Source organism: Deinococcus aquaedulcis (assembly GCF_019693445.1).
Classification (GTDB): domain Bacteria; phylum Deinococcota; class Deinococci; order Deinococcales; family Deinococcaceae; genus Deinococcus; species Deinococcus aquaedulcis.
This window is the reverse complement of the sequence record NZ_JAHRBL010000006.1, coordinates 146,303-164,436: the sequence shown is the minus strand read 5'-3', so window position 1 is coordinate 164,436 and position 18,134 is coordinate 146,303. Positions and strand designations below refer to the sequence as shown.

Here is an 18,134-nt window from a genome sequence, read left to right as displayed (position 1 = left end):
CCCAGGCCCCTTTCTAGCCGCCCCAGCTTTCTCCCTTGCCGTACACTGGCCGATGTGATTGACCTGATCGTGCGCAAGACCCCGCCGGCGGGCCTGCGAACGGCCCTGCGGGCCAGCCTGGACGCTGTGATGGGCCATTTTGGGGTGCAGGAGCGCGAGGTCACGGTCGTGCTGGTGGGGGACCGCACCATCCGCGCCCTGAAACGCGAGCACTGGGGCGAGGACGCCGCCACCGACGTGCTGAGTTTTCCCACCTGGGAACCCGGCGATCCCTTCATGCCGCCGCACCTGGGCGACATTGTGATCAGCCTGGACACCGCCGCCCGGCAGGCGGAGGCACGCGGGCACAGTCTGACGAGAGAAGTGGCGCTGCTGGCCAGTCACGGCCTGACCCATCTGGTGGGACACGACCACCCCCACGCCGAGGGCCTGGGCTTTGAAGAAGGCGCCACAGGCGAGGACTGGGCGGTGTTTCACGGCGCCTGGGACGCGGCGCGCTCGGCCCTGCCTGCGGGTGTCTGAGTCCCGGCCACAGCCGCCCTCGCCTGGGCCCCCCCCAGAGCGCCCGGCGGGCGGCTCGGCCCTGAGTGGGCGGCGCTTTCTGCGTTCGGCCGGGTACGCCTGGGCAGGGGCTACGCACGCCTACCGGCATCAGGCCAACTTCCGCATTGAATGCTGGGCGGCCGTGCTCGCGCTGGGCCTGGGGCTGGCGCTGCGGGTGCCGCTGGCCCCGGTGGCGCTGGCCTGCGGGCTGGTGCTGGGGCTGGAACTGCTGAACACTGCTTTAGAAGCCCTGGTGGACCTGGCCAGCCCGGAGGTGCATCCGCTGGCCAAAATTGCCAAGGACACGGCGGCAGCGGCGGTGCTGCTGGCCAGCCTGAGCGCGCTGGTGGTGGGGGCTGTGACCTTTGGGCCGCCGCTGCTGCGCCTGCTGCCGTGACAGCGGTGGGGGGCGGCAGAGCCAGCCACCCGGAGCACAGAGCCGGCCCCACAGGGCGCGCGTACAGTCCGGCCCCGGGGTCATATGGCAGCATGCGCGGCGTGAGTGTTCCTGCCTTGACCCTGCGGGGCCGCCGCCCGCGTGACCTGAGCGTGTTGCGCCGCTGGCTGACCGACCCGGCGGCCGAATGGCGCCAGTGGGACGCGCCGTACTTTCACGCGGCCCAGACCACAGAGGCCCTGGAGCGGTACGCCGAGCGTTTGGCCGAGACGCCCCCCAGCCTGCACGAGCGCGTGATTGACCTGGGCGGCCAGTGCATTGGCATGGTCAACCGCGCCGAGGAAGACCCGGCGAGCGGCGGCTGGTGGGACCTGGGCGTGCTGATCTACGACCCGGCCCACTGGGGCCAGGGGCTGGGCACGGCGGCGCTGCGGCAGTGGGTGCAAGCCACCCTGGACGAAACCGAGGCGCACGTGCTGACCTTCACCACCTGGAGCGGCAACACGCGCATGATCCGCGCGGCGCAGCGGCTGGGCTTTCAGGAGGCCGGGCGGGTGCGCGAAGCGCGGCTGGTGGGCAATGAGCGCCACGACAGCGTGCGGCTGGACCTGCTGCGCCGCGAGTGGCCGGGTGAAGGGGGGTAACGGTGGCCAGCCCGAAAAAACCCCGCGCCAAGGAGGGGCCCCCCGTCAATCCCCCGGGCTTTCTGGCCACCCAGGACCTGAAGGACCGGGGCTGGACCCCAGCGCTGATTCGCCGCTTTTTGGGCGAGCACGATCAGACGCGCCCCAATGGCCTGAAGATGGGGCGCCGCCGCCTGCCGCCCGTCAAGCTGTACCAGGAAGCCCGGGTGCTGGAGGTGGAGCGTCAGGACACCTTTCTGGCCGCCCAGGCCCGCGCCGCCGACGCCCGCGAACGCGCCGAACGCACCCGCGCCGCCCGCGCGCAAGCCCGCGCCGAGGCCCTGGAAGCGGCGGCGGCGTCCTTTGTGCCGGTGGTGCAGCCCCAGCCGCTGCGCAGGGGCGCGGTGCGGCAGGCCCGCGCGCCGTATCTGGCGCAGCTGGACGCCGTGCTGGAGCATCTGGCTGCGCCCCTGGCGCCCCTCAGCGAGCGCGAGCGTGTGGCCCTGGCCGAGTTGCTGCGCCGTCGCCTGGATGAGGCGCTGGCCGCCGCCTACCCCTGGTACCCGCACCCGGACGGCGCCGCCCCCAAGGCCCGCCGGCAGAGCGAAGCCCAGCCCAGCGACTGGCGCACCTGGGACTGGGACTGATACATCCTGCCAACGGCCAGAGGGACTTGCAGAACGGCGGAGCAGAGAAGCGGCAGATGTCGGGGAAGTGGGCTGGAACAGCGTCAAAGAGGGGAACCCTCCAGCTCTTCCCTTGATGATCCAGAAATAGCAGCCCGTATGAGCAAAGAAGGAAGCCGAGGAGGGCCACAACCCCGTCCAGGGCGGCAGAGGCAAGCGTTCTTGGACCCAGCACCTCTCTGCAGCAACCACACGCAAAAACCCCCTCCATGACAGAGGGGGCTAGAGAGAAGACCGGATTTACAGCGCGGCTTTCCGCCCCCTCAGGCTGGCCAGCCCGGCCAGCACCACCAGCGCCGCCGCGACCAGCACGCCCAGAGCCACGATGGCCGTATCCGTGCGGGCCACATACACCCCGTAAAAGGCCCACAGCAGCACAGTGGCAAAGGCGTAGTCGTGGAAGCGCACCAGGAAGAACACCCCGATCACAGCGGCTATCACCACCAGCAGGGCCGACCAGAGCTGCGCGCTAAGGCCAAGGGCGCCCCCCGTGACCCCAATGCTGACCAGAAAGGCGGTGACGTTCGCAATGGTTGCCACGCTGATCCAGGCGAGGTACAGGCTGGCCGGCACCTGCAACGCCAGCGCCTCGGCGCCCAGGGGCTTCAGGCCGCGCACCGTCAGGTACAGCCAGATCAGGCTGACCAGCAGCGCCAGCATGATGGGCACACTCAGGGCGATGTTCAGGCTCTGGAAGGCCAGCAGCCAGGAAACGTTCAGGAGGTTGGCCAGCAGAAACGGCCAGAACAGCCGGTCATAGCGCGCCGTGCGCTGGGCAGGTAGCGCCTGGTACACGGCGAACACCAGCATGCCCAGGAAGATCGGCCCCCACACCGCGAACGTCAGCCCAGCAGGCGTAAAGGCGTTGGGCAGCGAGTCACTCACCGCCTTGTTGGTGTTGCCGAACAGGGGCAGGGCGTTGCTGAGATAGTTCATCACCAGGGTCAGCAGGGTGGCCAGGACCAGGGTGATCTGCCGCGCGGTTCCAGTCATGGGGTCAAGGTAAGCAGCGCTGAGGCAGGACCGGTGTCAGATCGGCAACGTTCGCACCTTTAGGGGTTCTTGAGGCTTGCTCCATACATTGCCAAGCCGACTACGTGGAGGCTGTGCACGCGACAATCGGGCTTTCCCTCAGGTGTCATAAACGGCGGCAAGTTCTGGGTGGCGAGGCAATAAGCCGGTAATGACCTGCCGGAAGAGGTGCCGCAACTCGTCGCCCGATATGGAGATTGACCTATACGGGCCCTCTGTATCAACCGTCCACTCGTCCTCAGCTTGCGGCTCAGGGTCATTAGGTTGAGGGGCATAGATGGTTCGAGATGCACCGCCAAGAGCATAAATGTAATAGCCCTCGCCCATAGGATCAAATCGCTTCATAAATCCAGAAGAATTATTGACTCTTTTTTGTATGATGTCACCTACGGTTCCCGAAATGAAGGTGTAAAGAATATTCTCAGGGTCGTCAGATATGAAATACGAGCCATCACTCCTAAAATTTACCACTCTATAATTCATTTCAAGCCTCCAATGGTAAATGCTTTATCATTGAGGTACCAGCTTGTGATTTCCAATCGACCAGTCACTTGATTTTTAACAATACGAACATCAATGGGCATCATAATCGTCTTATTGGATCTATTCAAGACAGGGACTTCCACTGTGATCACCTGATTATCCGTCGTCAATGGCTTACTAGACAAAAACCTCCCCACCTGGTTGGCTATAACCGGCTCCAGAGATTCAAGCGTCTTGGCGGTTCCGCCAACTGTTTTGGGCTGTTTCACCGCACGACCTTTGAAACTGTATGTATACTGGCTGGCTGTATCAAGTTTCCCAGCAGACGAAGTTTTGTATGAAATAGTTTTGGTTGCCGCCTTATTGACGATCGCTTGATCACCGTATATGTCGAGCGCCTTCTTCCAAGCCTCAGCTGAATGTCCACCCGCAAAACCCCGTTCAATCATTGTGCGCTGCGCCAGTTGATAGCGGTAACCCTCAGGCAGCTCGGTCCCTGCCTTCCACTGGGCCGCCTCTCCATATTTGGGTCTATTTTGCGGGGTCTTTCCAATCTCGGTCAGGAACTTGATGTTGTATCCACCGCTTGATGGCAAGATGGCGTTTGCGCCAGAGAGAAAACCGCTGCGGGGCCCACCTGGGGTGTTATAAAACTCAAAGCGGCCTATCGGTTTTCCCGCTGAACCTGGAATAGGCTCGACGACAACGCCTTTGGGTGCTGGAATCGCCAATTTGGCGGCACTCCCTGTTTGCAAGCTGATCTGCCCGCCTGTATCGAGTTGTGCTCGGGCTAGAAAATCATTGCTCACCACATGTGGGCGCACATCTTTGAGCAGGCCGTCCACTTGACCAATCTTGGGAAACCGCGCGCGTAGTTCAGCATTAGCGGCTTGCACCCGCGCGGCGGCTTGCTGCGGGGTCTCACCCGTTCGGACACTAGGATTCACGTCCAGAAAGAGTTGGTTGGAAGTGACCTTTTTGGCGTCGTACTTGCATGCGCTGGCCCTGGCCTGCTGCTGCGCCTGCTCATATTGACTGCGCGTTCCCGTTTCACTGGCTGGGCGCGCTGGTGTGCCTCGCTGGGGCAGTGGCTGAGTCCCACCCTGGGGTGGCGCGCTGCGACCACCCATGGCCCGGACACCTAGAACCGCGCCAACAATACCGGCGCCCAGCGCTGGTAGTTCACCCACACCGGAGCTGAGCATGTCATGGCTCAGCGTGTCACCAATGGTTTTCACCTGACGGGTCGAACCTGTCACGGCCAGATTCAAGGCCGTTTCGTTGTACGTGGCGGACCACACTTTGTAAGGCACCACGGCCTGGGGCAAGGCATAGAGCGCCCCAGCCTTCTCACGGCCCGTACTGACGGCCGCCTTCTGGGCCAGCGCATAGGCCGCCGCCAACTTGGCCTTCACCTCAGCTCTGCGGGCCGGATTGGACCCAGCATCGGTCAGGTCAGCCAGAAGCTGAGTCCGGTAACGGGCCAGATCGCGGAGGTCCTCGATGTTGGCTGTTCGGCCTGCCGGCTGAAGGAAAGCCGTTGCCAACGCCTGATTGATGGCCTGAATCTGTTTGGTGCCGGAAGGCCCGAACACCTGCCCAGCCTTGACAGCGGCGCTGCCCGCCACAGCAACAGCGTAATTCTGATGCAGGAGTTCATTGGCAAGGACCTCGTTGGGACGGCTGATTTTCTTCAGGGCAACCCGGGTCTGCTACGTGGCGGCCCGGGTCGCAGTGGTCAGGGTATTGGTGAGTTGCTGAGCCGGTTTCTGCGGCTTGGCCAGGGACACAGGAGCAGGACTGGCGGGCCTAGCCGCCGCAGTGGATGGGCTCTGGGCGGGCGTTCGGGCGCGCAGTGGGGTCGTCGTCACACGTCACCTCCTCACGCCAAATGTGGCAGACGAGGTGAGGGAATTCGAGCGATTCTGAGCTGACCGAGCCCACTTCTCCTGTGCCACCCGGCAGGCGTTTTCAGGCTCTGACAACACCGGATGTCGAACGCTTTTTCCTACCTTTCTGGCGTCAGGGTTCCAGATTACGCGCGTCTCAAGCTCTCCACCTATCCCCTGCGCTCAGGTCGTGTATTCCGCGTTGATGCTCACGTATTCGGCGCTCAGGTCGCAGCCCCACGCCTCGCCCGTGGCCTCGCCCACGCCCAGGTCCACGGTGAACACAACCTCTTTCGCCTTCATGCTCTCACTCACCGCCGCCGCGTCGTAGGCCAGGGGCTGGCCCGCGAACACCGGCTGGCCCTGCACGCCCACCTTCAGGTGGGCAATGTCCACCGCCGCGCCGCTGCGGCCCACGGCCATGATCACGCGGCCCCAGTTAGGGTCGTTGCCGTGCACCGCGCTTTTCAGCAGCGGGGACACGCAGCAGGTGCGCGCGGCGGCCAGGGCCTCGGCCTCGGTGCGGGCCCCCTGCACCTGCACGGTCAGCAGTTTGGTGGCCCCCTCGCCGTCGGCGGCAATCTGCCGGGCAAGGTCGCGCATCACGCCTTCCAGGGCGGCCAGGAATTCGGCCAGGGGCACCTCGCCGGCCTGCCCGTTGGCCAGCACGGCGGCCATGTCGTTCGTGCTGGTGTCGCCGTCCACGGTGACCGCGTTGAAGGTGCGGTTCACAATGGCCGGGAACGCCGCGCGCAGCGCCCCACTTTCCACAGCGGCGTCGGTAAAGGCAAAGGCGAACATGGTCGCCATGTCCGGGTGAATCATGCCGCTGCCCTTGGCGGTGCCCACGATGCGCGCGCCGGTGCTCAGGGTGGCCTGTGCGGTCTTGGGGCGCGTGTCGGTGGTCATGATGGCGCTGGCGAACAGGTCGGCGCCCGGCTGCAGGTCGTCTGAAAGGTGCTCAATGCCGCTCAGGACGCGGTCCATGGGCAGCAGGTGCCCAATAATGCCGGTGCTGGCGGTCAGCACGGCCTGTTCGGGCACGTTCAGCACGCTGCCAAAGGCGTCGGCCATGTCGGCGTTGTCGCGTTCGCCCCGCGCGCCCGTGGCCGCATTAGCGTTGCCCGCATTCACCAGCAGGGCACGCACGGGCCCGCACGCTGCGTACAACTCGCGGTTGCGGCCCACACAGGCGGCGGCGGTGGTGGATCGGGTGCCCGAAAAGGCCCAGGTGCAATCGTGGCTGGAGACCACACCGCTCAGGTCAGTCTTGCCGCTGGGTTTGATTCCGGCGGCCAGGGCGGCGGCCGTAAAGCCGGTGGGAAGGGTCAGGCTCATGCGGGGAAGTGTAGCGGCCAGGGCCGGGCGGCGCGCCCCCCGTCTATACTCGCCGCACATGACAACAGGCAGTCGGGGGCAGGCAGATGTGGTGGTGGTGGGCGCCGGGTCCGGCGGGTGCGTGGCGGCGCGCGCGCTGCTGGACGCCGGGCTGCGGGTGCTCCTGCTGGAAGCAGGCGGACCCGACACCCACCCCCTGATCCGCGCGCCGGGGGCCTTTTCCAAGCTCTTTCGCACTCGAGTGGACTGGAATTTTTCCACCGTGCCCCAGCCGCACGCCGCCGGACGCGCGTTTTACTGGCCGCGCGGCAAGGTGCTGGGCGGCAGCAGCGCCATCAACGCCACCATCTGGATTCGCGGCTCAAAGCGCGACTTCGACTCCTGGGGTGAGGGCTGGACCTGGGCCGAGGTGCTGCCCACCTTTCGCGCGCTGGAAGATTACCGGGGCCCCGCCTCCCCCACCCGGGGCCAGGGCGGGCCCATGCCGGTGGGCGCGCGGGCGCAGTCGCACCCCCTGAGCCACGCCTTTGTGGCCTCGGCGGCGCTGGGGCTGGGCCTGCGGGCGGCCGATACCTTCAACGACGGCGAGCTGGCGGGCGCGGGCCTGCTGGAAAGCAACCACCGGGGCGGCGAACGCTACAGCGCCTTTCGCGCCTTTTTGCAGCCAGTACTGCACCACCCCAACCTGACGGTCCTGACAGGCGCCCACGTGCTGGAACTGCTGTGGAACGGCACCCGGGCGGCAGGCGTGCGCCTACGCTGGCAGGGCCGCACTCTGGACGCCCCGGCGGGCGGCGTGCTGCTGACCGCCGGGGCGATTCAGACGCCGCAGCTGCTGATGCTCTCGGGGGTGGGGCCCCGGGCAGAGCTGAGCCGCCTGAACATTCCGGTGAAGGTGGCCCTGGACGGCGTGGGCGCGGGGCTGCAAGACCACCTCGCGGTGCCGGTGATTACCCGGTCCCTGGTGCCCTCGCTGGACAGTGGGCCGCCCGCTGCCGCGCTGGCCCGCTACGCCTGGAACCGCAGCGGCCCCCTGAGCAGCAACGTGGCCGAGGCCGCCGCCTTTTCCCACGCCCGCCCGGGCCTGCGCGCCGACGAGGACCCAGACATTCAGTTTCATTTCGGGCCCGCCTACTTCCGCGACCACGGGTTTCAGACCGCACCCGGCGCGCATTTCTCGGTGGGGCCGGTGCTGGTGGATGTGCACAGCCGGGGCCGCCTGACGCTGGCCTCGCGCGATCCAATGGCGCCGCCCGTGCTGGACCCGGCCTACCTGACCGACGAGCGTGACCGGCAGAGTCTGGTGGCAGCGGTGCGGCAGGCGCGCGAGATCGCGGCGGCCCCGCCCCTCAGCGGCCTGCGCGGCGCCGAGGTGCTGCCCGGCGAGGGGGTGCGCAGCGAAGCGGCGCTGCGTGCCTTTGTGGCCCAGGAATGCGCCACGCTGTACCACCCGGTGGGGACGGCCGCCCTGGGCGACGGCGACGGGGCCGTGGTGGACCGCCTTCTGGCGGTGCGCGGCACCCAGGGCCTGTGGGTGGGCGACGCCAGCGTGATGCCCCGGATCATCCACGCCAACACCAACGCCACAGCCATGATGATTGGGGCGCGGGCGGCCGGCTTTGTAACCGCTGGGTTGTAGCCAGGACAAGCGTTTAGAAGAGCTGTCTTAGCCTCGTCCAGGCCCTTATCCAGGCCTCTCTGCAAGCTTCAGCGCCCTCACCCGAAACTTTCAAGTGTCGCACATTCCTCATGTCCAGTTCATGAGCAGCCACCTTGCGCCGGGTAGGGTGGCACAGACATGAGGCGCTTCCTTTCTGTACCCCTGACCGTGGCCCTGAGCGCGGCCACCCTCGCCAGTGCCGTGCCCGTGAAGCTGGGCAACGTGCCAGTGACGGTTGAACCGAACGCCAAACTGCTGACCCTGAGCGCCGCCGGCATTCGTACCGCTTTCCCCTCGGCCGCTGGGCGCCCCGACGCTGTGTTCATGACCGAGGACCGCAAGGTCAGCGTGGCCTTTGAGTGGCGCACGAGCAAGCTGACCCAGGGCGAAGTGGCCAAGCTGGTCGAGCAGTTCCCCGGTGTCATTCGCGCCCAGGTGCCGAACATCAAGACGCTCAAGGCCAATCTGGTGCAGGTGGGCGGCGCGCCGTGGGCGCAGTTCGTGTTCACCACCCCCGGCCAGGGCGACGAACTGCGCCGCGAGCTGATGGTCACCAGCGCAGGCGGGCGCATGCTAGTGGTCACCATTGCCGGCAACCTCAAGGACTACTCGAAAAACGAGGCCGTGGTGCGCACCCTGGCCAACAGCGTGCGGGTGAACTGAGGGGCCGGAGGGTTCCTGCCGCCTTCCCGGGATTGGGGGGGCGGTGTTTTTTTGGCCATGAGCTATGAGCTTTGGGCCATGAGGCAAAGATCGGGAGGTGCGGCCGGAATGGGGGAAGCAGGCAGCGGTCCCGCCCACCTTCCCTGCCTTTCCCCATGGCTCATGGCCCAGAGCCCATGGCCCCCTTACTCTTCTCCCTGTGAACTACGACGACTTTGCCGACCTGTACGACCACCAGTACGACGTCTACCGCGACGACCTGCACTACTACGCGCGGGTGGCGGAGCAGGCGGCGGGGCCGGTGCTAGAAATCGGGTCGGGTACGGGGCGGGTGACCACCTTTCTGGCGCGGCGGGGGGTGGCGATCACCGGGCTGGAGCCCAGCGCGCGCATGATTGAGCGCGCGCAGGGACGCGCGGCGCAGGAGGGGCTGGCGGTGCGCTACGTACAGGGGGACGCGCGAACCTTTGGGCTGCAGGACCGCTTTGCCACGGTCATCGCCCCCTTCAATGCCCTGATGCACCTGTACACCCCGAATGAACAGGTGCAGGCCCTGGAGAACATTCACGCGCATCTGGTCACGGGCGGCATCTTCTCGTTCGACCTGTACGTGCCGCGCTTTGGCAAGCCCAATACCGTGCGCCACGAGGGCGAAACCTTCCATGCCCCGGACGGCAGCCGCACCGACGTCTTTCTGGTGCAGCGCCACGACAAGCCCCGCCAGCACATCACCACCGAGTACCACGTGGACACGACTGCGCCCGACGGCACACTGAGGCGCCGCCACTACACCCTCACCCAGCGCTACTACACCCGCTTTGAAATGGAGTGGCTGCTGCGCTTCGCCGGATTTGAAAGCCCGCGCGTCACGGGCTCCTTTCAGGGCGGGCCGCTGGATGACCGCAGCGAGGTGATGGTGTTCACCACAAAGGCGCTGTAGGCGTGGAAGACAGGCAACGGCTGCCGGGCAAGGCGTTCTGAGGGCTGCCTGGACCAGTCACACCACAGGCCCTAGTTCAGAACGTGCAGCGGCTGGGCGCCCCGGGCCAGCGGACGATCATGCCGCCCCGGTCCCTGCCGGCCACGTTCAGACCGTCACCATCGGCCCAGCTCAGCTGAAAGGGACCCACCTGTCGCTCTTGCATACCCAGGGGGGCCTGCCAGTCCAGGCCGGCCAACAGCCGAATCTGGGCGGCCTGAGTCTCCGTGACGCTGGCGCACACCCGCAGATGGGTGAGCACCACCCGCACCAGCGCCTCTTTTTCCGCAGGGCCCGGGGTCGCCGTCGGCACCCACGCCAGCAGGCCAGTGATGCGGCCCGGCTGGGCCTCATTGGCGTCGCCACCGGCACTCAGAAACACCTGCACGGGGAGACGGCCCACCTGTACAGTCAATTTGGATGTAAAAGGCTCCTGCCGGGTCGGACTGGGCGGCGTGAAGACCGCCTGACGCACCCCCGGCACCCAGCGCAGCACATCGGCGCGTGCAATAGGCTCGGCGCCACCGGCACGGGCCCAGGTCAGGAGCAAGGGGAGGAACAGCAGAGCGCGGCGCATGACCGCAGTCTGCCTGTCTCCTTCCCAGGCCTCAAGCGACTTTCGCCGCGCCGCTCACCACACCGCGATGTGGCCGTCGGTTCGGGTTTCGGTGCCGCCTTCGAGCACGCCGCTGACGGGGTCGCGGCGGATCATCTGACCCCGACCGAACGAACCGGCCTCGGGCTGCACGCTCACGCTGTGGCCCCGGGCGATCAGCTCGCGGGTCAGCCCCTCGCCCAGGCTCTGCTCGACCTCCACGCGCAGGCCGTCCAGCCACTGCCAGCGCGGGGCGTCCAGGGCCTGCTGGGGGTTCATGCCATAGCGCACGGTGTTCAGCACCACCTGCAGGTGCCCCTGGGGCTGCATGAAGCCGCCCATCACGCCAAAGGGGCCCACCGGGGTGCCGTCGGTGCGGCCCAGGAAGCCCGGGATGATCGTGTGGTATGGCCGCTTGCCCGGCGCCAGGGCATTGGGGTGGGCGGGGTCGGTGTGGAAGTTGTGGCCCCGGTTGTGCAGGGCGATGCCGGTGCCGGGTATCACCACGCCGCTGCCAAAGCCCATGTAGTTGCTCTGGATCAGGCTGACCATGCCGCCGTCCTCGTCGGCCGCCGCGAGGTACACCGTGCCGCCGGTGCTGGGCGCGCGGGTCTGGGGGTCGTGGGCGCGCCCCCCCAGGTGAGCGCGGTGGGCCTGCGCATTGGCACTGGACAGCAACCCCGACACGTCCACGGGCACGTGGCGCGGGTCGGCCACGTAGCTGTGGGCATCGTGGAAGCCGCGCTTCATCGCTTCAATCTGCAGGTGCAGGCCCTGGGGGTCATCGCGCCGCGCGGGCAGGTCCACGCCTGAGAGCACATTCAGCGCGATCAGGGCCGCAATGCCCTGGCCGTTGGGCGGAATCTCGTAGACGCGGTGGCCGTCAAACTCGGTGTGAATGGGCGTGACCCATTCGCTGCGGTGTGCTGCCAGATCGGCGCCAGTCAGGGAACCGCCCCCGGTGCGGGCGTGGGCGTCGATCTGGGCGGCCAGTTCGCCCTCGTAGAACGCCGCGCCGTTCGTGCGGGCAATCTCCCGCAGGGTGCGGGCATGCCCCGGTGAACGCCACAGCGCGCCGGGGGCGGGCGTGAACCCCTCCGGCATGAAGGTGGCAAACCACTCGGTCATCTCGGGCCGGTTCAGGCGGCGGTAAATGCCGGCGGCGCGCGCCCAGTTGGCCGCCAGAACGGGGGAAAGCGGATAGCCATCCTCGGCGTACCGGATGGCAGGGGTCAGGACCGCTTCAAAGTCCAGTCGGCCAAAGCGGGCGTGCAGATCTGCCCAGCCGCGCACGGCGCCGGGCACCGTCACCGGGGTCCAGCCGAAGCGGGGCATCTGGCCGCCGTGTTGCGCAGCCAGCACGTCCAGGGTCAGGGCGGCGGGGGCCGCGCCGCTGGCGTTCAGGGCGTGCAGTTCCCCCCCGGCCCACACCAGGGCAAAGAGGTCGCCGCCAATCCCGTTGCTGGTCGGTTCCACCACGGTCAGGGCGGCGGCAGTGGCAATGGCGGCGTCCACCGCGTTGCCCCCCTGCTGCAGCACCCACAGCCCGGCCTGCGCGGCCAGCGGCTGCGAGGTGGCGACCATGCCCCGGCGGGCATACACCGGGCGGCGAACGGTGGGAACGTCTGGGTTGTAGCTCATGGGAGCAGGGTACAGCGGGGGGCTGTAGGCCATGGGCCATGGGCTATGAGCCATGAGCTCTGGGCCAGCAACGGCAGCCTGTTTCACCCACGGGCCCAACCATCGCCTTCCAAGGCCGCCCGCACCGCCGGCTGCTGCGGGCACCTATTCCGTTCCCGGAAAACGCCGCTGACACGCCATGAGCCCATGCGCCTTTCCTCATGGCCCATGGCTCATAGCCCATAGCCAAAACAAAGCGCCGCCCAGCCAGACCGGCCAGGCGGACACGACCCTCTCCCCTCTTACCCGGCCGTGCTCTTGCGGCCACGGGTGGCTTTGGGGGCCGGGGCCGGCGCGGGCACCGCCACGCCGGGGAGCACCTCGGCCAGATCGGCGGGGGTGATGGGGCGCTCCTGGGCGCCGATGCCGGTGGCCGCCAGGGCCCCAGCGGCGTTGGCGGCGCGCGCCGCTTCGGACATGCCGGCCCCATTCAGGACCGCGTGGGCGAAGGTGGCGGTAAAGGTGTCGCCGGCCCCCGTGGAGTCCACGACCTGCCCTTCAGGGCGAATGGCGTCCACCAGTTCGGTTTCGGTGGGGGTCCAGGTGATCGAGCCCATCTTGCCCACCTTCACCACCACGCGCTGCGCGCCGGCCGCGCCCAGCTGGGCCAGGGCCGCGCTGATCGAGCCGGTGCCGGTCAGGGCCTGCAGCTCGTGCTGGTTGAGCATCAGGTAGTCGGCGGCGATCACGTCACCCAGCAGCGAGGTACCCACCTTGTTCACAGCGCCGGTGCCCAGGTCAATAAACACAGGCACGGGTTTCTTGGCGCCCTGGGCCGCGCGGATGGCCGCCAGGGTGTACTCGCGCTGCGGACCTTCGGTCAGGGCGTAGGCGTTGATAATCAGGGCGTCTGAGCCTTCAATGTCCTTGACCTTCAGGCCCGCCGGGTCCAGCTGGCGGTTGGCGGCGCCGTGGCTGATCATGGCGCGCTCGCCACTGGCGGTCTGCATCACGGTAATGGTGCTGGTCAGGCGTTCGGGGTCGCGCTGAATAGCGCTGTCCAGCACGCCGCTGTCGCGCACGTGGCTCAGGGCATATTCGGCAAAAGGATCGGTGCCCACCCGGGCCGCCAGGGTGACGGTGTGGCCCAGCCGGGCCAGGGTCACGCTGATGGTGCCGCCCGCACCGCCGGGCTTCATGCTGGCCTGCGTGGGCGTGACTTCCTCGCCCGGCTTGGGCAGGCGGCGCAGGTGGTACAGATGGTCGACGGTCACGTCGCCGATAACGTAGAACTTCATAAACCTCCAGGGCGCACAGGGCCCTCAGTGAGCACAAACAGGGCGATCATGGCGGTAAAAACGCGTGCAACTACCGTACCACGCCCAGTTTGACGGCCATGTCACGCAGGTCACCCAGGGCCACGTCCTCGGCGCGCACGTCGGCCCGCAGGCCGCCCGATGCCAGGGCCTCGTCAATGGCCGCGCCCTCAAAGCCGCCCAGGCGCAGGTTGTTGCGCAGGGTCTTGCGGCGGTGGTGCAGCGCGGTTTCCACAAAGTGCAGGAACTCGGGCTCGGGGGCCGGGCGGGTGCGGTCAAAGTCCAGGCGCACCACGCTGCTGGTCACGTCTGGCGCGGGGAAAAAGGCGCCCTTGGGCACGTCGCGCACATGGCGCACGGTGCCGTACAACGAGGCGATGGCGCTCAGAAAGCCGTAGTTGTCGCTGCCGGGCTTGGCGGCGAGGCGCTGCGCCACTTCCTTTTGCACCAGCACCGTGGCGCTCACGATGCCGGGTGAGCGCATAAAGCGCGACAGCAGCAGCCCGGTGATGTAGTAGGGCAGGTTGGCGATCACGCGCGTGCCGGCCGGCAGCGAGGCGTAATCGAAGTCCAGGGCGTCGCCCCAGATAATCCGCACGCCCAGCCCGTCCAGGGTCTCACTTAGCACCGGGCGCAGGCGCTCGTCCTTTTCTAGGGTAGTGACCTGGGCGCCCCGGCGGGCGATTTCCTGGGTCAGCACGCCCAGGCCGGGGCCGATCTCCAGCACGGGCACGCCACTTTCGGCGCCGCCCGCTTCGGCAATGGCGCGCAGGATGTTGCCGTCAATCAGAAAGTTCTGGCCCAGGCTCTTGGTGGGTTTCAGGCCGTGGCGCGTGAGCAATTCGCGCACGCGCGCCGGGGAATACAGCGGCGCCAGGGCAGGGTCGCGCGGGGTGGGGTCAGGTTGGGACATGGGTCAGTGGGGAGGTTGCCGGCCAAAAAGGGCTGCAGGAGGCGCCCCTCACGGAACGGACGTGCAGCGGCCTGCCGGAAACGCGTCAGTATACTCGGCGCGTGAGTCGTTTAGGAGCCGCTGCGGTCTGGTCGCCTGTTCGCTGCCCCCGGGGCCCGGCATGAGTGGGCCGCCAGAAACCCCGGCGCTGCCCCCGGTCCGGGAACTGGTGGCGACAGGCGACTGGCGCCGCGCGGCCATCACGGCGCGGCTGGCGGGCGAGACGGCGGCGGTGCAGGAGGCCCTGGGGGCGCTGGACGGGGTGCAGGACGCCGTGCGCGCCCGGCGCTACCCCTCGGCCCGGCGGGCCCTGGGCGACTACCGGCGGGCCCTGGAGGACGCCGGGGGCGAGCCGCTGCTGGCCGGGCTGCGCGCGCAGGTGCCGCCCGACGAGGTGCTGGCGGCGCTGAATGCGCTGGAGGGCAGCCAGAAGGAAACGGACCCGGCGGCGCTGCAAGAGCGGCTCCTGGGGGCGCTGGCGCAGCCCCTGACCCGGGCCGAGGCCCTGAACATGCAGGGCGTGCTGCACGCGGTGCGCGGCGAGGCCGACGACGCCCGGCGCGTGCTGGACGAGGCCCGCGTGGCCGACCCCGGCCACTACCGCGCCCTGACCAACCTGGGCAACCTGGACATGGAAGCCGGGCGCTTTGCCGAGGCCGAAGCCGTCTACCGCGAGGTGCTGCGCCTCAACCCCGACTACGACGGCGGGCACCACAACCTGGGCGTGGCCCTGCGCCGCCAGGGCAAGGTGGCCGAGGGCGTGCGCAGCATTCGCCGGGGCCAGCGCCTTGCCATGAAACGCTCCAAGGACGACACCGACGCCGAGATGAAAGAGCGCTTCGCCGCCAGCCCGGCGCTGCGTAACCTCCGCTGGGGGCTGCTGGCGGGCCTGGGCCTGATCGTGTACCTCGCCCTGCGCGGCGGCTGAGATGACCGCAACCCGGGCAACGGGCGAGGCCGTGCTGACCCCGGACGGCGTGCGGCGCCTGGACGCGCGCCTGGCGGCGGCCGGCCTGCTGGACCTCGCCATGGAAGAGGCCGGGCGCGCAGCGGCCGATGAGCTGGCGCGTGCCTTTCCCGGCCGCCCGGCCCTGCTGCTGGCCGGTGGGGGCGCCAACGGCGGCGACGCCTTTGTGGCCGCGCGGCACTTGCTGGCGCTGGGCCACGCGGCCACAGTGCTGGCGCTGCCCTCCCGCCACCCGCTGACCCGCATCAACCGGCGGCGCTGGCGGGCGGTGGGCGGCCAGACAGCGGCCCTCACCCCAGCCGCCCTGGGCCGCCGGGCGGGCGCGGACACCGTGGTGGTGGACGGCCTGCTGGGCACCGGCTTTCAGCCCCCGCTGCGCCCGGCGCTGGCGGCGATTATTCAGGCCGTGAACGCCGCGCGGGCACGGGGCGCCGCTGTGCTGAGCCTGGACCTCCCCAGTGGCCTGCAGGCCGAGCTGGCCGTGGCCGACCAGAGCGTGCAGGCCGACGTAACGGTGACCTTCAGTGGCCCCAAGCCCGCGCTGCTGTTTGGCCCGGCCGCTGCGCGCGCCGGGCAGGTGGCTGTGGCCCCCCTGCGGCTGCCGCCCGGCTGGGCCCTGGCCGAAGCGGTGGCGACGCGCCCAGCCGACGCCCATCTGGCCGCCCACCTGCCGGTGCGCCATGCCGACGCCCACAAGGGCACGGCCGGGCGTGTGTGGCTCGTGGGTGGCCATCCAGGTACCGCCGGCGCGCCGCTGCTGGCGGGCCTGGGCGCCCTGCGCGCCGGGGCCGGGCTGGTGACGGTGCACTCGGCGGCGGAGCTCCCGCTGCTCTCCCCCGAACTGATGGTCTGCCGTCACCCGGACCTGGGCGCCTTTCTGGAGGGCACCGAGCCACCGGCCCGGCCCGACGCCGTGGCGCTGGGCATGGGCCTGGGGCCTAGGGCGGCCGACCACGCGCGCCGGGTGCTGGCCTGGGAGCTGCCCACCGTTCTGGACGCCGACGCCCTGCAACCCGAACTGGCCGGGCAGGGCCACGCCCGCTGCGTGTGGACCCCCCACCCCGGCGAGGCCGCGCGGCTGCTGGGCGTGGGCACCCCGGACATTACCCGCGATCCGCTGGCGGCGGCCCGCGCCCTGCAGACCCGGCTGGGCGGCGTGGTGGTGCTCAAGGGTGGCCCCAGCGTGGTGGCCGATGAAAGCGGCCTGAGCGTCTCGCGCGGGGGGCATCCGGGGATGGCCAGCGGCGGGATGGGCGATACCCTCTCGGGGCTGCTGGCCGCGCTGCTGGCCCAGGGGCTGGGCCCCGCCGAAGCCGCCCAGGTGGGCGTGCGCCTGCATGCCCGCGCCGGGGAGCGCGCCGCGCAGACCTTTGGCTACGGCCTGGGTGCCACCGATGTGGCCCATGAACTCGGCGGCGCCTGGGCCGACCTGCAGGCGGCGGCCCAGGGCAGATGACCCACCCTTCAGGTGCAGGAGCGCGGGGCTGACCGAAAGATGGTACCGTGCGCTCATCCATGCAAGGGCTTCTGAGCGACGTTCCGCTTCTGGGTGTACTCGAGCTGATTCACACAACCCGTCAGACCGGGGTGCTGGAGGTTCAGACGGACGTGCCCTTCACCGTGGCTTTTGTGGGCGGCGAGATCGTGTCGGGGGGCATTCTGGACTGGCTGGGCACCGAGGCCATTCAGGCCTGCCCCCTGCTGGTGGACGCCGGCATGTTCATGTTCTCGCCCCGCGCGGTGACCGGCGCGCCGCTGGGGCCCTACGGCCACTTTTCCACCGACTGGGCCCGCCTGAGTGACGAGTGGATTCAGGTGTGTCAGGTGATCGGCAGCCCCAGTCAGGTCTTTGAGGGCCGCGTGCCGCTGTTTGATGTGCCAGGGGGCCGCTCGGTGCGCTCGGCGGCCATCAGCGCGGAGATGCCGCTGTTTCAGGTGGCCCAGACCGTGGCCCAGAATGTGCGCGAGGGCGTGCTGGAGCCCCGGGGCCGCTTCGAGTGGCAGCGCCTGAAGCTGCAGCCCACCAAGCAGCGCGCCGCCCTGCATCCGGTGGCCCGCCTGCTGGACGGCGAGCGCACCCTGGCCGACGCCGTGGACCAGGGCACCCCCCTGGCCGACGTACGCGACTACCTGCTGGGCGAACTGCGCCTGGGCCTGCGCTTTCCCGGCAGCGGCTGGGTGCTGCGCGATCTGGTGTGGGAAACGCAGCATCTGAAACCCGGCGAGGGGTAAGGGGTCAGTGGGAAGTGGGAAGTAGGGCGTGGGGCTAGAGCCTGCAGAGCGCAGGAGGACCTTCCCCCTACGGGGTTGAGTCCAGCGTGCCGGTGGCCCTTTTCGGCCCTACCTGAGGGTCGGTGATGGGCGGCACAAGAGGCCACACCTATTGGTGCA

18 protein-coding genes are annotated in these 18,134 nt (G+C 68.6%); 10 read left to right on the top strand and 8 right to left on the bottom strand.

Annotated features, from left to right (window positions below; all coding sequences use genetic code 11):
* Window positions 1-54 precede the first annotated feature (54 nt).
* The 4 genes from ybeY (at window position 55) to KMW22_RS09905 (ending at window position 2,210) form a co-directional block, all read left to right on the top strand.
* On the top strand, window positions 55-522 hold the full coding sequence (gene ybeY / locus KMW22_RS09920; protein WP_221089886.1) for an rRNA maturation RNase YbeY: 468 nt from the start codon (window positions 55-57) through the stop codon (window positions 520-522).
* Window positions 515-940, top strand: a complete 426-nt coding sequence (locus KMW22_RS09915) for a diacylglycerol kinase (RefSeq protein ID WP_221089885.1) — start codon at window positions 515-517, stop codon at window positions 938-940. Before ybeY ends, KMW22_RS09915 begins: the two co-directional genes overlap by 8 nt.
* A gap of 92 nt (window positions 941-1,032) precedes the next feature.
* On the top strand, window positions 1,033-1,584 hold the full coding sequence (locus KMW22_RS09910) for a GNAT family N-acetyltransferase (protein WP_221089884.1): 552 nt from the start codon (window positions 1,033-1,035) through the stop codon (window positions 1,582-1,584).
* Between the two features lie 2 nt (window positions 1,585-1,586).
* Entirely contained in the window at window positions 1,587-2,210 is a 624-nt protein-coding gene (locus KMW22_RS09905; RefSeq protein WP_221089883.1) for a hypothetical protein, read from the top strand.
* Window positions 2,211-2,489: 279 nt separating this feature from the next.
* On the opposite strand, the gene KMW22_RS09900 is transcribed toward KMW22_RS09905, so the two are convergent.
* The 4 genes from KMW22_RS09900 to argJ form a co-directional block, all read right to left on the bottom strand.
* Window positions 2,490-3,242 (bottom strand): tryptophan-rich sensory protein, encoded by a 753-nt coding sequence (locus tag KMW22_RS09900; protein ID WP_221089882.1) that lies wholly within the window; start codon window positions 3,240-3,242, stop codon window positions 2,490-2,492.
* Between the two features lie 138 nt (window positions 3,243-3,380).
* Window positions 3,381-3,764 (bottom strand): hypothetical protein, encoded by a 384-nt coding sequence (locus KMW22_RS09895; RefSeq protein WP_221089881.1) that lies wholly within the window; start codon window positions 3,762-3,764, stop codon window positions 3,381-3,383.
* A complete protein-coding gene (locus KMW22_RS09890) occupies window positions 3,761-5,392 on the bottom strand; it encodes a hypothetical protein (RefSeq protein WP_221089880.1) in 1,632 nt (543 codons plus the stop codon). The genes KMW22_RS09895 and KMW22_RS09890 overlap by 4 nt, the downstream gene beginning before the upstream one ends.
* A gap of 444 nt (window positions 5,393-5,836) precedes the next feature.
* Window positions 5,837-6,991, bottom strand: a complete 1,155-nt coding sequence (gene argJ / locus KMW22_RS09885) for a bifunctional glutamate N-acetyltransferase/amino-acid acetyltransferase ArgJ (protein ID WP_221089879.1) — start codon at window positions 6,989-6,991, stop codon at window positions 5,837-5,839.
* A 58-nt stretch (window positions 6,992-7,049) separates the two neighbouring features.
* Between argJ and KMW22_RS09880 the strand changes: the two genes are divergently transcribed.
* From KMW22_RS09880 to KMW22_RS09870, 3 genes are all read left to right on the top strand, one after another.
* Entirely contained in the window at window positions 7,050-8,630 is a 1,581-nt protein-coding gene (locus tag KMW22_RS09880) for a GMC family oxidoreductase (RefSeq protein ID WP_221089878.1), read from the top strand.
* Window positions 8,631-8,789: 159 nt separating this feature from the next.
* Window positions 8,790-9,314: a hypothetical protein gene (locus KMW22_RS09875; protein WP_221089877.1), complete on the top strand. Its 525-nt coding sequence runs from the start codon at window positions 8,790-8,792 to the stop codon at window positions 9,312-9,314.
* A 199-nt stretch (window positions 9,315-9,513) separates the two neighbouring features.
* Window positions 9,514-10,254 (top strand): class I SAM-dependent methyltransferase, encoded by a 741-nt coding sequence (locus KMW22_RS09870; RefSeq protein ID WP_221089876.1) that lies wholly within the window; start codon window positions 9,514-9,516, stop codon window positions 10,252-10,254.
* A gap of 76 nt (window positions 10,255-10,330) precedes the next feature.
* Here KMW22_RS09870 and KMW22_RS09865 read toward each other — a convergent pair whose 3' ends face one another.
* The 4 genes from KMW22_RS09865 to rsmA form a co-directional block, all read right to left on the bottom strand.
* Window positions 10,331-10,870, bottom strand: coding sequence for a hypothetical protein (locus tag KMW22_RS09865; protein WP_221089875.1), 540 nt, complete (start codon window positions 10,868-10,870; stop codon window positions 10,331-10,333).
* Between the two features lie 54 nt (window positions 10,871-10,924).
* On the bottom strand, window positions 10,925-12,529 hold the full coding sequence (locus KMW22_RS09860; RefSeq protein ID WP_221089874.1) for a gamma-glutamyltransferase family protein: 1,605 nt from the start codon (window positions 12,527-12,529) through the stop codon (window positions 10,925-10,927).
* 281 nt (window positions 12,530-12,810) lie between these two features.
* Window positions 12,811-13,806 (bottom strand): carbohydrate kinase family protein, encoded by a 996-nt coding sequence (locus KMW22_RS09855; protein WP_221089873.1) that lies wholly within the window; start codon window positions 13,804-13,806, stop codon window positions 12,811-12,813.
* A 70-nt stretch (window positions 13,807-13,876) separates the two neighbouring features.
* Window positions 13,877-14,737, bottom strand: a complete 861-nt coding sequence (gene rsmA / locus KMW22_RS09850) for a 16S rRNA (adenine(1518)-N(6)/adenine(1519)-N(6))-dimethyltransferase RsmA (protein WP_221089872.1) — start codon at window positions 14,735-14,737, stop codon at window positions 13,877-13,879.
* A gap of 160 nt (window positions 14,738-14,897) precedes the next feature.
* On the opposite strand from rsmA, the gene KMW22_RS09845 reads away from it, so the two are divergent.
* From KMW22_RS09845 to KMW22_RS09835, 3 genes are read left to right on the top strand one after another with little or no spacing between them, the layout of a single operon-like run.
* On the top strand, window positions 14,898-15,704 hold the full coding sequence (locus tag KMW22_RS09845) for a tetratricopeptide repeat protein (protein WP_221089871.1): 807 nt from the start codon (window positions 14,898-14,900) through the stop codon (window positions 15,702-15,704).
* Window position 15,705: 1 nt separating this feature from the next.
* A complete protein-coding gene (locus KMW22_RS09840) occupies window positions 15,706-17,199 on the top strand; it encodes an NAD(P)H-hydrate dehydratase (protein ID WP_235692816.1) in 1,494 nt (497 codons plus the stop codon).
* A gap of 59 nt (window positions 17,200-17,258) precedes the next feature.
* Window positions 17,259-17,975 (top strand): DUF4388 domain-containing protein, encoded by a 717-nt coding sequence (locus tag KMW22_RS09835; protein WP_221089870.1) that lies wholly within the window; start codon window positions 17,259-17,261, stop codon window positions 17,973-17,975.
* Window positions 17,976-18,134 lie beyond the last annotated feature (159 nt).

Coding starts and splice junctions, on each gene's coding strand:
- KMW22_RS09895 (WP_221089881.1), bottom strand. CDS start 3,764: ATGAATTATAGAGTGGTAAATTTTAGGAGTGATGGCTCGTATTTCATA.
- KMW22_RS09900 (WP_221089882.1), bottom strand. CDS start 3,242: ATGACTGGAACCGCGCGGCAGATCACCCTGGTCCTGGCCACCCTGCTG.
- KMW22_RS09860 (WP_221089874.1), bottom strand. CDS start 12,529: ATGAGCTACAACCCAGACGTTCCCACCGTTCGCCGCCCGGTGTATGCC.
- KMW22_RS09910 (WP_221089884.1), top strand. CDS start 1,033: ATGCGCGGCGTGAGTGTTCCTGCCTTGACCCTGCGGGGCCGCCGCCCG.
- KMW22_RS09865 (WP_221089875.1), bottom strand. CDS start 10,870: ATGCGCCGCGCTCTGCTGTTCCTCCCCTTGCTCCTGACCTGGGCCCGT.
- KMW22_RS09880 (WP_221089878.1), top strand. CDS start 7,050: ATGACAACAGGCAGTCGGGGGCAGGCAGATGTGGTGGTGGTGGGCGCC.
- KMW22_RS09835 (WP_221089870.1), top strand. CDS start 17,259: ATGCAAGGGCTTCTGAGCGACGTTCCGCTTCTGGGTGTACTCGAGCTG.
- rsmA (WP_221089872.1), bottom strand. CDS start 14,737: ATGTCCCAACCTGACCCCACCCCGCGCGACCCTGCCCTGGCGCCGCTG.
- KMW22_RS09845 (WP_221089871.1), top strand. CDS start 14,898: ATGAGTGGGCCGCCAGAAACCCCGGCGCTGCCCCCGGTCCGGGAACTG.
- KMW22_RS09840 (WP_235692816.1), top strand. CDS start 15,706: ATGACCGCAACCCGGGCAACGGGCGAGGCCGTGCTGACCCCGGACGGC.
- argJ (WP_221089879.1), bottom strand. CDS start 6,991: ATGAGCCTGACCCTTCCCACCGGCTTTACGGCCGCCGCCCTGGCCGCC.
- KMW22_RS09875 (WP_221089877.1), top strand. CDS start 8,790: ATGAGGCGCTTCCTTTCTGTACCCCTGACCGTGGCCCTGAGCGCGGCC.
- KMW22_RS09855 (WP_221089873.1), bottom strand. CDS start 13,806: ATGAAGTTCTACGTTATCGGCGACGTGACCGTCGACCATCTGTACCAC.